Origin of the sequence: Oceanobacillus indicireducens, assembly GCF_014647195.1 — a bacterium.
In the GTDB taxonomy this organism is placed as follows: Bacteria; Bacillota; Bacilli; order Bacillales; family Amphibacillaceae; genus Oceanobacillus; species Oceanobacillus indicireducens.
Genome location: NZ_BMOS01000049.1, coordinates 1 through 14,122, shown reverse-complemented (window position 1 = coordinate 14,122; position 14,122 = coordinate 1). Strand labels below are relative to the sequence as shown.

Here is a 14,122-nt window from a genome sequence, read left to right as displayed (position 1 = left end):
TGAACAATTAGCAAGTGTTTTAGATGGAACAATGTGGAGCTTTACAATAGTGACACAATCGAAGACAAGACTCTACTTGCTGAGTCGCTGTATTCTAGTGTAGGTGATGTTATGTTTTTGTATGAAGGTTGGGAAATTTTTACCGTAGAATTTGTGGGTCTGGGAAAGATATCACTACATAGATATGAGAAAGAAACCAATGAATATGGAATGGATTACTTTCCGTTAGAAAAAATAATAGGACAGTTAGACTGATTTACAAGACACTTACTTAATTGTAGGTGTCTTTTTATTATGATCAAAAGGAGTTGAAGACGATGTTTAAAGATAAACCGAGTATAACAAAGAAACCAGGTAGACCAGTCAAAGAAAAAGTAACACAGATACCATTACTAAAAATAGAACTACAAGATGAATCATCCGTACCAAAAGTATTCTATAAAGGTGAAGAGATTACTCACAAAGCGAATGTCCACTTTGATTGGGATACAAAGGATGCTCATTCATTAGGTGGATTAACATACGGATTCGAACATCTTAGAAGTGATGGGACTGTTGAAAGAATAGAAAGAAGAACTAAAGACCATAGGTGATAACATGAAGACACTCATTTAAATTGAAAGTGTCTTTTTTTAATGGAGGGGTAACGGGATGGATAAATGCAATCACACATACAAACCATTGGATAGTCAAGTGACAAAGTATTACGGAGACAACAGTGTACATTCGGAAGTAGTTGAAGCTACCTTTTATTGTGAGAAGTGCTTGGATATAGTAACTAAACGAAAAGTTATTGAGGAGTGGTGATGATCAATGACTGAATTCAAATGCGAAGTATGTGCAACAGAACTATCAACCGAACTCATTCAAACTGAAAAGAAATATGATATTGATGTTGCTTACGTTGATTGTCCAGAGTGTGACAACAGATTCAATATGATGTTCGACAACAAAGACACCATACGTATTAAGAATAAGATTAAGAAAGTAAAAGAAATAGAACACTACCTACAACTACAACTATACCGTGAGATGCTGCTAGTGGAGGATGAGTACTATAGACAGACCTACAATGATCTTCCTGTAGAAGAAAAGGAACTCATCGGTGAATATCAATCTGATATAGATAAGCAGAAGTTAAAGGAATACAACAGGGCGATTAAAGATAAACGATATGACTTTAAAGACCTGTTGAGATTGATGTGACCTATAGTACACCCGGTAGTAAAAAGAAATTCTATGGCTCCAAGGAGTGGCTATGGTTACGGTGGCAGGCAATGAAGCGCGACAACTTCGAGTGTCAGCAATGCAAGCGAGAAGGATTAGTTACAATCGATTCAAAGAAAGAAGAAGGCAAACGAAAAGAAATTGTTCTTAATGTTCATCATAAGAAAGAGATTGAAACTCATCCTGAATTAGCTTTAGAAATTGATAATTTAGAAACATTATGCATTACGCATCACAATATAATTCACGGAAAAGGATTCAAACCGAAGAAAAAGAAATGGAATGACGAGAAATGGTGATACCCCCCGTCAAAATATTTTGGTCAAAATGCTCCATATAGGGACCGAGGAGGGTATCCGAAAAACCAAATTCAGAACAAAATTACACGATAGGGGGGTGGGGTAATGTGACAGAACCACTTAGAGTTGACGTTGGTATAGATAAAATAAAGGATTCGCTCATGTCTCGCGTGGATAATACTGATCCAGTTGAAGTTGAAAAAGTTGGTAGGTACTTGAAGCATATCGAGATGTATCGACGTATGGAACGGACAGTCAAAAGAGAAGGGGTATCCGTTAAGACTGAGAACGGAAGTCAGACGTTTGTAAAATCCCATCCCCTGTTAAATGAAATGAACAAAGTTAACGCATCTTTATTAAGTATTGAAAAGTCATTTAACTTCTTAGAAGGTAATGACAATCATAGCGCAGACGATCTGATATGATTAAACAAAAGTACGTTGAAGCGTATATAAATGAATATCGAACAGGTAAGATAAAACTTAATAAAGAGCGTATCTGGTTAATTGAATACTTGGAAGAACATGTACTCAATCGCGATGATATATATTTTGATGAAAAACAAATCGAACAGTGCATTAAGTATTGCGAAAAGTGGTTTTTCCCTTTTCAATCATTCCAAAAGTTTATAACGGCGTTCCTGTTTCTAAAATATAAAGAAACGGATCGCCTTTTTTATCGTCGTTTTTTAATCATGATGGGTCGTGGTGGTGGAAAGAACGGTTATATATCTGCGATATCAAGTTATTTAAAAAGTGAATTGCATGGTGTTAAGAATTACAACATCTCTCTCGTAGCTAATAGCGAGGATCAGGCGAAAACATCATTTGAAGAAGTTTATAATGTCATAGATGAAAATGATACATTAAAAAAATCATTCCAACACGGGAAACAAAGAATAACAAACAGGAAAACTAAAAGCTTTCTACGATTCCGCACGTCTAATCCTCAATCTAAAGATGGCGGCCGTGAGGGAATGGTTGTATTTGATGAAATCCACATGTACGAAACAGCAAAGACAGTGCGTGTTATGCGTGGGGGCTTAGGGAAGGTTCCTTTCCCCCGTGAAATGTACATTGGAACTGATGGTTATGTACGTGAAGGCTTTATTGACAGTATGAAAAAACAAGCTGCGCGTATCTTAAAAGGGCAAGTTCCGAATGCCAACATGTTCCCATTTATTTGTAAGCTTGATGTTCCTGATGAAGTAGATGACATGGATATGTGGGAAAAAGCAAATCCAATGCTAACCATCCCCTTAACTGACTACGCGGAAAATCTACTTGAGACAATAAAGGAAGAATACTTTGATTTAGAAGAAGATCCATCTGGTCGTGAAGAATTTATGACCAAGAGAATGAACTTACCAGAGGAGGATGTTGAAAAGTCAGTTGCTCCCTGGGATGAGATTTGGGCAACCGGCTTTGAAACTGATTATGAAGAACCAAATCAAATACCTAGAGTTATTCCGAATTTAAAAAACAGAGTATGTGTTGGTGGTCTTGACTATGCACGAATTAAAGACTTTGCTTCAGTTGGACTACTTTTTAAAATAGATAACAATTACGTCTGGAAAACTCATTCATTTGTCAGACGAGAATTCTTGAAACAAGTTAAGATACAAGCGCCGATTGAAGAATGGGAAGAACAAGGGTTGCTAACTATTGTTGATGGTCCAGTCATTGATATTAAGCACATTGTTAATTGGTTTGTAGATATGCGACTGGAGTATGGCGTAAATACAATAGTAGCCGATACGTTTAGATTGGATTTAGTTAAAACAGCACTAGAAGATGAAGGGTTTGAGCTTGTCTATATACGTAATCCGAAAGCAATACACTCCTTGCTTGCGCCACGAATTGAAACCTTGTTTGCGCAGCGTGAATTAATATTCGGAGACAATCCATTGATGCGGTGGGCAACTAATAATGTGCTCGTAGTAACTAAGAAAGACGGTAATAAGGAGTATTTAAAGAAAGATGAATTAACCCGCAAGACAGACCCGTTTCAAGCGTTTATACACGCCATGTTTAAGGCGGATGACATACTCGTGGACGAGGGGGAGTTTCTCTTGGCTGATATTAAATTTTAACAGAAAGGCGGTGATATATTGGGATTTTTAGATAAAGTTTTTAAACGCAATAAAGAGCTAGGTTATTCTTTTGATCTTGATTTTATGGACCTATTCGCTAAAAAGTCAGAACGAATACACATGAAAAGATTAGCAATTGAAACTTGCATTTCTTTTTTAGCACGAACCGTTAGCCAGACTGAATTTAGAGTTAAGAATGGGAGTGAGTATGTAAGAAATGAACTTTATTACAGACTAAACACCAGACCGAATAAAAACATGACTGCTAGTACATTTTGGCAGAAGTTTATTAGTAAGTTGATTTATGACAATGAGGTTTTGGTCATCCAAGCTAATGATGGAGATCTATTAATTGCAGATGATTTTTATCACAAGAAATATGCAGTTTATGAAGATAGATTTACTGATGTAATAGTTAGGGATTATGAATTCAAGGATTCTTTCAAACAATCAGAAGTTATTCATTTAAAATATGGAAACGAGAAACTGTCTAATTTGCTAGATAGTCTTTTTTATGATTATGGTGATCTGTTTGGGTATATTCTAAAAGGGCAAAAAAGGAAGAATCAATTAAGAGCCACAGTTGATATGGATATGTTAGCTGCCAAAAGTGGCGAAAAGCAAGCTAAATTACAGGAGTTTATCGATAACATGTACGAGGCTGTCGAGAAAAAGGATGTTGCTATTATTCCACAACAGCCGGGTTTTGAATACAAAGAGCAATCCGGTAATGGCATAGCTGGTCAATCTGTGGATGAGATAAATAAAGTTACTGGTGGTTATTTGGATCAAGTGGCAGTTGCCATTGGAATACCGCCATCATTAATTAGAGGTGATATGGCTGATGTAGAAAAGCAAACTAAGAATTATATGTTTTTTTCTGTCTCTCCATTGCTTAAAAAAATAAAAGAGGAATCAGATGTTAAGTTTTTTACAAAAAAAGAACTTCTTAATGGCAATTGCATTGAGACTAGAAAGCCGTCATACAGGGATATATTCGACTTGGCTACTGCGGTAGATAAGTTGGTTTCGAGTGGCGTATTCAATGGTAATGAAGTTCGGTCTGAACTAGGTAAAGAAACCACTGATGAACAGATACACAAGGAATACTTTATTACCAAGAACTATCAGAGTGGTAAAGAAGCGATTGAAGGAGGTGATAACGAGTGAAAAACATAAATATTAAGGGGCCCATTGTACCTAGTGATGAAAAATGGATTTATGATATTTTTGATATTGAATCCACTTGTGCAAAGGATGTTACAGATGTGTTGAAAAATGCAAATGGAGAAGATATACAACTTACAATCAATTCTCCTGGTGGTGATGTATATACTGCATCTGAAATTTATACAGAGTTAAAAGATTATGACGGCTATGTAGAATCACGCATTGTTGGAGTTGCCGCAAGTGCCGCGTCTGTTATCGCTATGGCTGGAAAAGTTAAAATGTCTCCAACCGCACAAATGATGATACACAATGCTTCTACAATAGCAATTGGTGATCATAATGAAATGGATAGGACATCCAATTTTTTAAAATCGGTCAATAAGTCTATCTCTACATCCTATCAACAAAAGACAGGCTTAAGTGAAGAAGAATTATTGAATTTGATGGATGAAGAAACATGGATGGATGCAGAAGAAGCAAAAGAAAAAGGATTTGTTGATGAAATTATGTTTGAGGATGCTCCGAAAGCTGTTGCTAGTTTACCAGGAGCGCTACCTAAAAATGTAATTGATAAAATGCGCACAGATGCTTTAAAACAACCAGAAAAAGTTACTCTCGAAGATATAAAAAATGTGGTTGCAGAAATGAAACAGGAAATAGTTAATGAATTAAAAAATGAAGAAAAACAAAAACCAGTTAAAAATAACTGGTTATTTTAATTTTAGGAGGAATAAGGAATGACAATTAAATTTAACAGTGTACTAGAAGCTAAAAATAACTTTGCTACGGTTAGTCAAGACCCGGAAGCTACTGCAGAGGAAAAAACTGAAGCTTTATCTAATTACATGGAAGCAATTCAGAAGGATGCAGAAAATCGAATTTTAGAAGAGGCGCGTACATTCGCGAATGATAATAACGTCTTGCAATCACGGGGTCAAAACGTTCTTACATCAGAAGAACGCAAATTTTTCAATGCTGTAATTGAAGAAGGCGGATTTACTGACGAGGATATCTTGCCTAAAACTACTCAAGAACGCGTGTTTAAGGACATTGTAGAAGAACATCCATTCCTAGATGCGGTAGGAATTGAAAATCTTGGCGCAGTAACTGAGTTTATTTTTAGTGATCCAGAGGGTGCTGCTGTTTGGGGACCGTTATTTGCTGAAATCAAAGGTCAACTCAATGCTTCATTTAGAAAAGAAACAATCACTCAACTGAAATTGACGGCATTTATCCCAATTGCAAAGGATATGCTGAAGCTTGGTCCTGAATGGATTGAGCGTTATGTGAGAACTATTTTAACAGAAGCAATGCGAGCAGGTCTTGAGCGTGGATACATTGCTGGTAGAGGTCCAGCGCAGAATGAACCTATTGGATTGCTGAAAAACGTTGATAAAGAAACAGGCGCCGTATCAGACAAGGCAAGTTCTGGAACTTTAACGTTCAAACCAGGAAGAACAACAGTTAACGAATTAAAAGATGTGGTTAAAAAGCTATCTGAAAAACTTAATGCAGATGGGGAAGTTGCAGAAACTCCTAGGAAAGTTGAAAGCAAAATTGTGATGGTAACAAACCCATTTGACACATTTGACATTAAAGCGAACGCGACAACTCAAAATACTAGCGGTGCATACGTAACTAACTTGCCATTCAATCCAATCATGACTGAATCAGCATATGTGCCACAAGGTAAAGTGTTGTTTTTTGTTAAAGGAGAATATATTGCAGCAGTTGGTGGCGGAATTGATATTCAACGTTATAAAGAAACTCTAGCGCTTGAAGATGCAGATGTGTTTATTGCTAAACAGTTTGCAACAGGTAAACCCGTAGATAATAACGCAGCACAAGTTTACGACTTGGATGTTGATATATCTGATGAAGAAGGAAACGACACACCCTAATAATCCGCCTGCAATCGGACAGGCGGAAATCGGAAAAGACTTTGAAATACAATAAGAGGTGATATAAATGGCTACAAAAGAAGAATTAAAAGAAAAGTTTAGCACTGGTAAGATTCCTACCGGTGCTGATTTTGCTGAATTAATTGATGGTGTTGAAGGTCCTCAAGGTCCGGCTGGTAAAGACGGTGCACAAGGACCGAAAGGCGACAAGGGAGATAAAGGTGAACCCGGCGAAAAAGGCGCGGATGGTAAAGACGCCGAACCCCAATTCACTCCGGAACAAGTAGAGGCTATACTTGCATTGATTGATGGTGAAGAAGGCGGGTGATTTAAGTGATCACTGATGAAATTGTAAAAGATTTTAAAGAGAGAATGCATTTAGGAGACTTTGAGGACGACAACTTAAAAAGCATATTAAGTGCATCGTATGAGGACTTAAAAGAAACATGCGGAAATTACACATTAGAAGACGAGACGTTCAAAGAATTGGTCTTTGAGCGCTCTCGTTATGTTTATAACGATGCTCTTGAATATTTCGAGGAAAATTTTTTAACGAGAATAAATACATTGTCTATACGGAAAGTTTTGGGAGAGAGTGATTCAGATGAAACAGAATAAATACAACCCTAACTTTCACACTGGATTATTTAGTAACCGCATCTCCATTGTTGAAATGGTTGATGCAGAGGATGAACTTGGTAATCAAATTGAAGAGGAAAAGGAATTTATTAAAGCCTGGGCAATGATTAAGACGTTAAAGGGTTCAGAGTATTTAAAAGCGGCCGCAGTTCGAGCTGAAAAGATTTATAGATTTATTATCCATTACACACCAGGTATTACAAATAAGATGATTGTTAAGTATGACAACCGCACATTTGATATTATCGAACCGCCCACTAACGATGATGAAATGGATAGAACACTTACCATCATTGCGAAAGAAAGGTTGTGATACTCTTGGTTAAAACAAGTATAGACAACTTAGCCAATGAAATCACAAGTATTTTAACAGAGTATACAACAGAGGTTGAAGAAGGTCTTGAAAAAGCCAAGGAAGATAACGCTAAATTAGGTGCCAAAACCCTCAAAGTAACAAGTCCTAAAAAAACCGGTAAGTATGCTAAGGGATGGCGGGCGAAGAAGATTGGGAAGGCTTGGGTCGTACACAATGCAACCGACTACCAACTAACACACCTACTTGAAAAAGGTCACGCTAAAGTTGGTGGGGGTCGCGTACCTGGAAAAGCTCATATAGCACCAGTCGAAGAACAAGTCATTGTCGGTTATGAGGAGCAATTAGAAAAGGTGATACGTGGATGACTTTAATTGAATTAAAGAAACTACTAGATGCAACAGGGTATCCTGTGGCTTATTCGCATTTCAACAAAACTACGGAGACACCTTTTATCACTTATTTGGTGACTTATTCGCCACATTTTCACGCAGACAATAAAACTTACCATAAGATTGATTCGGTTGATATTGAGTTGTATACAGACAAGAAGGATTTACAAGCAGAACAAGTGTTAGAGGATTTACTTGATGAAAATGAACTCCCCTATGATTCTTACGAGGAATATATAGAAACGGAAAAAGTATTAAAAAAAACTTATGAAGTGAGGTTATTATAATGTCTAACAAAGTGCAATTTGGATTAAAAAACGTGCACTACGCACCAATTACGGAAGAGGAAGGGAAAATTACTTACGGAACTCCAATTAGGATTCCGGGAGGGGTATCTCTCACACTAACACCTAGAGGAGAGCTAGCGGAATTCTACGCTGATAATATGCTCTATTATTCAGCATCATCTAACGACGGATATGATGGAACGCTAGCAATCGCTACGATCCCAGAGCAATTTGCCATTGATGCCTTGGGAGAAATTAAAGATGAAGATGATGGGGTCTTAACGGAGAGAGCGGATGCGAAACAGAAAGAGTTTGCATTACTGTTTGAATTTGATGGTGACAAAAAAGCAACGCGCCATGTTTTATATAAGTGCTCCGCAAATCGCCCAACAATCACGGGAGAGACTACAACCAACACCAAAGAACCACAACCTAACGAATTGACGTTCATTTCATCCGCACGAGAGACTGATTATGCTGTTAAGACAAAAACAACAGCAGATACATCCAAAACAGTTTACGACAATTGGTATAAAGAAGTTTATGAGAAGCAGAATCAAAACGACGAAGAAGGAAACGACACTCCCTAATGGTCCCCGACCAATCGGGGAGGCTGAAATAGGCGAAGATTTTATTGTGGGGTGATTAAGTGGAAGCGACAATTAACATTGGCGAGCAAAAAGTAAGATTAAAAGCAAATGCAATCACAGCTATACATTATAAAAACCAATTTAAATCTGACATCCTAAAAGACACGCTTAATGCTATGGGTGGAGTTGAAGCAATCTTAAAACTTCAATCCCTAGAGGGTGCGGAGGATTACGAAAAACTCCAACTCTTACTGGACGAAATAGATACTGTGTTGATTTATCAATTCGTATGGTCATGGGCAAAAACAGCGGATAGAAATGTAGAGCCATTTTATGAATGGATAAACAGCGTAGATATGCCGCCAGTCACGGAATTACTACTAGAAGACGGATTTGTTGAGTTGTTGGTAGGTAATGTATATAGAAAAAAGTAAGTGAGACTCATGTTGAAAGTGCATCTGAAAGTGATGAGGATGTGTTGACGACAGAGTCTTTTTTTATGACGTGCAAGATGGTCGGTCTAACGCTTGAGGATTTAGACATGATGACGATTGGCGAATGCTTGGATTACGTCGAAAACTATGTGGATATAAAAAGTGGTAAGCAAGAAGAGAAAACTAGACGAGCCACACAAGATGATTTCGATTCATTTTAAGGTGTGATGATATGACTAATAAACCTGTTAGATGTCGTAAATGTAATAAATTAATGTTCTACATTAGCGATGATTTAAAAGGAAAAATTGAAGTTAAATGTACAAGATGTGGAAGCTTAGAAACTATTAGTAAGTAGAGGGTCATTGAACCCCCAATACTTTAGCTGGGGGTGAGGTGATTTGTCGAAAAGAATTAAAGGAATCACTATTGAACTTGATGGAGACACGAAAGGTCTCGACAAGGCGCTAAAAGATGTTAATAAGGAATCAAGAGACATACAAAAAGAGTTGCGTGACGTTGACCGTTTACTTAAATTTAATCCGAAAAATACCGAACTTGTTGCCCAAAAACAGAAACTTCTGGGGGACCAAGTACAAGCTACAAAAAAGAAACTTGAGCAACTAAAAGGCTCTCAAGAACAAGTAACCGAAGCATTTAAAAAAGGCGAAATATCGGAAGAGCAATATCGCGCTTTCCAGCGAGAGATTGCAGAGACTGAAAGTAAGCTAAAGCATTACGAAAATCAATTAAAAGGTGTTGATAAGACACAACGTACTTTTGGTGATAAGTTGGCTGACTCCGGGAAAAAGGTAAAAGATTTCGGAGAAAAAATGACGACGGTTGGAAAAGAAATGTCGCTTAAAGTCACTGCCCCACTTATGGCGGTCGGTGGAGTTGCCGCCAAAATAGGTATGGATTTTAAGGCTGGCTTATCAGAAGTACAAGCATTAAGTGGAGCAACTGGCGAAGAATTAGCAAGGTTAGAAGAGCGATCGCGTGAGCTAGGGGCAACCACAAAGTTTAGTGCCAAAGAGGTTACAGATGGATTCAAGTATATGGCGCTTGCAGGTTGGGATGTACAACAATCTCTTGATGGTATTGATGGTGTTTTAAACTTAGCGGCTGCATCTGGTGAAGATTTAGGGCGAGTTTCTGACATTTTAACGGATAGTATTTCAGCATTTGGGGATGAAGCAAAAGATGCTGGTCGATATGCAGATGTATTAGCGGCTGCATCGTCCAACGCCAACACTGATGTTGCGGGACTTGGGGAATCATTTAAAATGGTCGCTCCGGTCGCTGGTGCATTAGGATATAGTCTCGAAGATACAGCTGTAGCACTAGGTTTAATGGCTAACGCTGGTGTTAAAGGGTCAAGCGCTGGTACGGCTTTGCGTAGTGCGTTAACTAACTTAGTTAAGCCTACAGCTGCAATGGAAAAGGAAATGAAAAAGCTTGGCATTAACATCAAGGATTCCAATGGTGAAATGAAACCTCTTGATGTTTTGCTTGGTGATTTAAGAGAAAGTTTTGGTAAGTTATCAGAAGACCAGAAAGCATCTTCTGCAGCAACTATATTTGGTAAAGAGGCTATGGCTGGAATGCTCGCAGTTATTAATGCGGGCGAAGGTGATTTTGATAAATTAACTAAAGCTATCGCAAACAGTGAAGGTGTAGCAGAAGAAATGGCTGATACCATGCAGAATAATCTGCAAGGTAAATTAATTAATTTAAAGTCAGCGCTTGAAGAATTGGCTATAAAGTTATTTGACGCTTTAGAACCTGCACTAACAGCCATTATAGATGCAACGCAAAAACTTGTGGACTGGCTGAACGGGTTAAGTAAAGAGACTCAACTAGTTATTGTGGCAATTGGAGCCTTCGCGGCTGCCATTGGTCCACTACTGTTAGTTTTAGGACCATTGTTAACCATGCTTGGGGGCTTAATGACTGTTTTACCAACTATAGCGCCTGTGTTGCTAGGATTAGCAGGTCCAATTGGTATAGTTGTGGGCGGTTTAACTGCGTTAGGTGCAGCATTTGCATTGACGAGGACCAAGGCTGATGAATCCTATAAGGCTCAGGAAGAGTTAGCTCAGAACAACTTAGAATTAGCTGAAACGCAATTAGAATCAGCTCAAGCTGTAACGGAACAAATTGATGAAACGACAAAGTTAATCGATAAGACGAAAGAGCAAATGGAAACTACAGATGAGCTTGTAGATACATTTGAGAATCTAATCGAGAAATCAAAATTAACCACAGATGAATTTGGTGAGTTTTTAACTTTACAAACCGAATTAGAAAATACAAAGTCACCACAGCGTATAGCTGAAATTGAAGGACGCATGGAGAAGCTGCGTGAAAAGTCTGGGTTGTCTAAAGAGGAATTTGATAAGTTACTAGAATCGAATGAGTTACTTGCAGAACAATTCCCGGAAGCTGGTCAAGTGATTGATGATTATGGGAATGTCATTATGGATACTACCGGTAAATTGCGGGATATGACGAACGCAGAACTTGAACGTATGCAACTGGAAATTTATAACCAGATGATCGAGGATCTTCAATCTGTAAACAATGAAATTAATAGTTATAACGACTTGCTGGGCGAAACTCTCGAATTAGAAGATGGTATTAATGAGGCCAAAAGCGAAATTAATAACATCCAAAATGACATAAAGTCTAATCAAGAATTAATAAAAAGTAACGACGAAGAGATATTGAATTTAAAGGAACAGCAAAAGGACGCAAGTTTTTCAGAGTGGTGGGAGTTAGATAAACAAATTTTATCTCTTCAATCTCAAAATATTGAATTGGATAGTAAAAACCAGAAGAACGAAAAGAACCTTGAATCTTTAGAAAGTGCACTAGCTACTGATGAAGAGTCCTTGAAAGTAAAAAAACAAACGCGGGATGAAATATCAAATCAAATAGATAAGAATATGCAAAACTACGATGCGTACGTTGAAATACTTGGAAAACAATATGACATCAATATCGAAAAGGGAAAAGAAAATAAATCGATTGACGATGCTATCCAAAAAAGAAAAGATGAAATCAAACAATTAGAAGATAAGATTCAAAAAGAGGGAGACTCCAACGGTAAAACGCAAGAAAAAATTGATAAGCTGAAAACAGAAAATAGCCAACTTGAGGATGCTAAAACTAAGTTGAGCGGGATAAATAGTACCTTGGATACTCAAACATCTAAATACGACACTGCAAACAACAAGCTTGCTAAGGTTAATGGTAAATTCCAAGAGGCCGGCGGACTTACTGATAACAACATTAAAAAGACAGATATTTGGAATGACAAACTGGATAAAAACCACACGAAAGATGTCAATGTCAAAACCAACAAAGACCCAGACGAGGAAAATGTAAAATGGAGCACTCCGATTAAGAAAGTTGTTAGTATTGTCACAGATGGTTTGAGTAAGTTGAAATTTTGGGCTAAGGGAACGAATTATCACCCTGGTGGTGACGCTGTTTTGGGAGAGGAAGGGCCAGAGCTTGTTGAACATGGCGGTAAATTGAGCCTAGCTAGTTTTGGTATGTACGATCTCCCTGTGGGAGCTAAAGTTTTCACTCATGAGGATACTGTCAATATGCTTAGGAGTGGATTGGTTAGTGGTATCAACCGAGGTATTGGACTAAAACAACCTACACATTCGACGAGCTTGAGTACTCCAGCTTCCGACGGAAATTCAGAATTGGCTAATATTTTAATTGAACAAAACGAGATATTAATACAGATATTAGCTAAAGATTCCAATGTCTACTTAGACAGTAGAAAGTTAGGAAGAGATTTGGAACCCGCAATAACGAAAAGGCAAAAAACAAAACAAGAAATTTTGAGTTCATTTAATTAAGAGAGGAGGGTATTCTTGAAATCACTCACCTTCAATGGAGTTCGTAAATCGTGGTTATATCTATTACGCGGAAGGAGCAAGCCTCCTTTCGCTCCTGTTCAGCGAAACCTATTAAGTATTCCGGGTATGCCGGGAGCTCACTTGCAATCAAGTCAAACCCAACCCTTGGTAATTAATCAACCGATTGGCTTTAAAGCTGAAGACGATGAGTATGCACTTCAATTAAAAGATGAATTGGCAGATTGGTTAATAACAGATAAACCGGTACCTTTAGAGTTTGATGACGAACCGGGGCGGGTTTATTTTGCTGTTGTTGAAAATACATTAGATGACTTTGAAAAGATGGCAACGCTAAGGAAAGGTACGATTCAATTCGTGTGCCCGGATTCATTTGGATACGGTCCCGAACTCACCCACCGCTTCTCATCTGATGTCCGTACCATAACCAACAAAGGCACAGCCAAAGCCAAACCAATTATCGAAATGACGGCAAAGGAATCTGTAACTTACGCTCTTATCCAAAATCAGAATGACCTAGAGCAACTCGGCGATGAGTGGTATCCAAAATATCTCATGCTAGGAAAACCACATGAAGTAGACGAAACACCATTTGAAAGGTATGTACGGAGATATTACACAAACGCCAATACTCTTGTTGGATGGACAAAAGCAAGTAACAGCGACATTGACGGTGGTACAGTTGCCGGTAATATAGTTTCTCGTAATAATCGATTTGTCGCTGATTCATACGGAACAGGAAGCAACTGGCATGGACCAGCCATTAAAACTAGCCTAGAGTCTCCTATTCGAGATTTTAGGCTATCCGCATTTGTGGGCTTTATGAACCAAGCACAAGCCGCCATGGTTGGGAGACTAGAAATATATCTCCTTGATGTAAAT

Annotated in this window: 18 protein-coding genes; all 18 read left to right on the top strand. The window is 38.0% G+C overall.

The genetic code is table 11. The features are described 5' to 3' along the window. Positions 1-317 precede the first annotated feature (317 nt). The gene (locus IEX94_RS18470; RefSeq protein ID WP_188859597.1) at positions 318-593 is read left to right on the top strand and encodes a hypothetical protein; all 276 of its coding nucleotides are present in this window, start codon (positions 318-320) and stop codon (positions 591-593) included. 220 nt (positions 594-813) lie between these two features. Continuing rightward, positions 814-1,206 carry a hypothetical protein gene (locus tag IEX94_RS18465; RefSeq protein WP_188859595.1) on the top strand — a complete coding sequence of 131 codons (393 nt, stop codon included), beginning with the start codon at positions 814-816 and terminating at the stop codon, positions 1,204-1,206. After that, complete coding sequence (locus IEX94_RS18460; RefSeq protein WP_188859592.1) at positions 1,203-1,526, top strand: HNH endonuclease; 324 nt, start codon at positions 1,203-1,205, stop codon at positions 1,524-1,526. Before IEX94_RS18465 ends, IEX94_RS18460 begins: the two co-directional genes overlap by 4 nt. A gap of 107 nt (positions 1,527-1,633) precedes the next feature. Next, positions 1,634-1,951 carry a P27 family phage terminase small subunit gene (locus tag IEX94_RS18455; protein ID WP_188859589.1) on the top strand — a complete coding sequence of 106 codons (318 nt, stop codon included), beginning with the start codon at positions 1,634-1,636 and terminating at the stop codon, positions 1,949-1,951. Next, entirely contained in the window at positions 1,948-3,618 is a 1,671-nt protein-coding gene (locus IEX94_RS18450) for a terminase TerL endonuclease subunit (RefSeq protein ID WP_188859587.1), read from the top strand. The genes IEX94_RS18455 and IEX94_RS18450 overlap by 4 nt, the downstream gene beginning before the upstream one ends. 15 nt (positions 3,619-3,633) lie before the next feature. After that, on the top strand, positions 3,634-4,788 hold the full coding sequence (locus IEX94_RS18445) for a phage portal protein (RefSeq protein WP_444544166.1): 1,155 nt from the start codon (positions 3,634-3,636) through the stop codon (positions 4,786-4,788). After that, positions 4,785-5,507, top strand: coding sequence for a head maturation protease, ClpP-related (locus IEX94_RS18440; RefSeq protein WP_229782797.1), 723 nt, complete (start codon positions 4,785-4,787; stop codon positions 5,505-5,507). The genes IEX94_RS18445 and IEX94_RS18440 overlap by 4 nt, the downstream gene beginning before the upstream one ends. A gap of 18 nt (positions 5,508-5,525) precedes the next feature. Next, on the top strand, positions 5,526-6,689 hold the full coding sequence (locus IEX94_RS18435) for a phage major capsid protein (protein ID WP_188859584.1): 1,164 nt from the start codon (positions 5,526-5,528) through the stop codon (positions 6,687-6,689). Positions 6,690-6,756: 67 nt separating this feature from the next. Beyond that, positions 6,757-7,017, top strand: a complete 261-nt coding sequence (locus IEX94_RS20060; protein WP_188859581.1) for a collagen-like protein — start codon at positions 6,757-6,759, stop codon at positions 7,015-7,017. A 44-nt stretch (positions 7,018-7,061) separates the two neighbouring features. Further along, positions 7,062-7,307, top strand: coding sequence for a hypothetical protein (locus IEX94_RS18425; protein WP_188859602.1), 246 nt, complete (start codon positions 7,062-7,064; stop codon positions 7,305-7,307). Next, the gene (locus tag IEX94_RS18420; RefSeq protein WP_188859579.1) at positions 7,294-7,641 is read left to right on the top strand and encodes a phage head closure protein; all 348 of its coding nucleotides are present in this window, start codon (positions 7,294-7,296) and stop codon (positions 7,639-7,641) included. Before IEX94_RS18425 ends, IEX94_RS18420 begins: the two co-directional genes overlap by 14 nt. A gap of 5 nt (positions 7,642-7,646) precedes the next feature. Beyond that, positions 7,647-8,009 carry an HK97 gp10 family phage protein gene (locus IEX94_RS18415; protein ID WP_188859576.1) on the top strand — a complete coding sequence of 121 codons (363 nt, stop codon included), beginning with the start codon at positions 7,647-7,649 and terminating at the stop codon, positions 8,007-8,009. After that, the gene (locus IEX94_RS18410; RefSeq protein ID WP_188859574.1) at positions 8,006-8,320 is read left to right on the top strand and encodes a hypothetical protein; all 315 of its coding nucleotides are present in this window, start codon (positions 8,006-8,008) and stop codon (positions 8,318-8,320) included. The genes IEX94_RS18415 and IEX94_RS18410 overlap by 4 nt, the downstream gene beginning before the upstream one ends. Then, on the top strand, positions 8,317-8,910 hold the full coding sequence (locus IEX94_RS18405) for a major tail protein (protein ID WP_188859599.1): 594 nt from the start codon (positions 8,317-8,319) through the stop codon (positions 8,908-8,910). Before IEX94_RS18410 ends, IEX94_RS18405 begins: the two co-directional genes overlap by 4 nt. A 59-nt stretch (positions 8,911-8,969) precedes the next feature. Beyond that, positions 8,970-9,344, top strand: coding sequence for a hypothetical protein (locus IEX94_RS18400; RefSeq protein WP_188859572.1), 375 nt, complete (start codon positions 8,970-8,972; stop codon positions 9,342-9,344). A 65-nt stretch (positions 9,345-9,409) separates the two neighbouring features. After that, on the top strand, positions 9,410-9,565 hold the full coding sequence (locus IEX94_RS18395; protein ID WP_188859570.1) for a hypothetical protein: 156 nt from the start codon (positions 9,410-9,412) through the stop codon (positions 9,563-9,565). 180 nt (positions 9,566-9,745) lie between these two features. After that, on the top strand, positions 9,746-13,222 hold the full coding sequence (locus IEX94_RS18390) for a phage tail tape measure protein (RefSeq protein ID WP_188859568.1): 3,477 nt from the start codon (positions 9,746-9,748) through the stop codon (positions 13,220-13,222). A gap of 15 nt (positions 13,223-13,237) precedes the next feature. After that, positions 13,238-14,122 (top strand): distal tail protein Dit (locus IEX94_RS18385; RefSeq protein ID WP_188859565.1); only part of this gene is annotated, 885 nt, incomplete at its 3' end.

What these genes read in the sequence shown, in the direction of transcription:
- IEX94_RS18425 (WP_188859602.1), top strand. Translation starts at nt 7,062, where the DNA reads ATGCATTTAGGAGACTTTGAGGACGACAACTTAAAAAGCATATTAAGT.
- IEX94_RS18435 (WP_188859584.1), top strand. Translation starts at nt 5,526, where the DNA reads ATGACAATTAAATTTAACAGTGTACTAGAAGCTAAAAATAACTTTGCT.
- IEX94_RS18465 (WP_188859595.1), top strand. Translation starts at nt 814, where the DNA reads ATGACTGAATTCAAATGCGAAGTATGTGCAACAGAACTATCAACCGAA.
- IEX94_RS18395 (WP_188859570.1), top strand. Translation starts at nt 9,410, where the DNA reads ATGACGTGCAAGATGGTCGGTCTAACGCTTGAGGATTTAGACATGATG.
- IEX94_RS18410 (WP_188859574.1), top strand. Translation starts at nt 8,006, where the DNA reads ATGACTTTAATTGAATTAAAGAAACTACTAGATGCAACAGGGTATCCT.
- IEX94_RS18450 (WP_188859587.1), top strand. Translation starts at nt 1,948, where the DNA reads ATGATTAAACAAAAGTACGTTGAAGCGTATATAAATGAATATCGAACA.
- IEX94_RS18470 (WP_188859597.1), top strand. Translation starts at nt 318, where the DNA reads ATGTTTAAAGATAAACCGAGTATAACAAAGAAACCAGGTAGACCAGTC.
- IEX94_RS20060 (WP_188859581.1), top strand. Translation starts at nt 6,757, where the DNA reads ATGGCTACAAAAGAAGAATTAAAAGAAAAGTTTAGCACTGGTAAGATT.
- IEX94_RS18420 (WP_188859579.1), top strand. Translation starts at nt 7,294, where the DNA reads ATGAAACAGAATAAATACAACCCTAACTTTCACACTGGATTATTTAGT.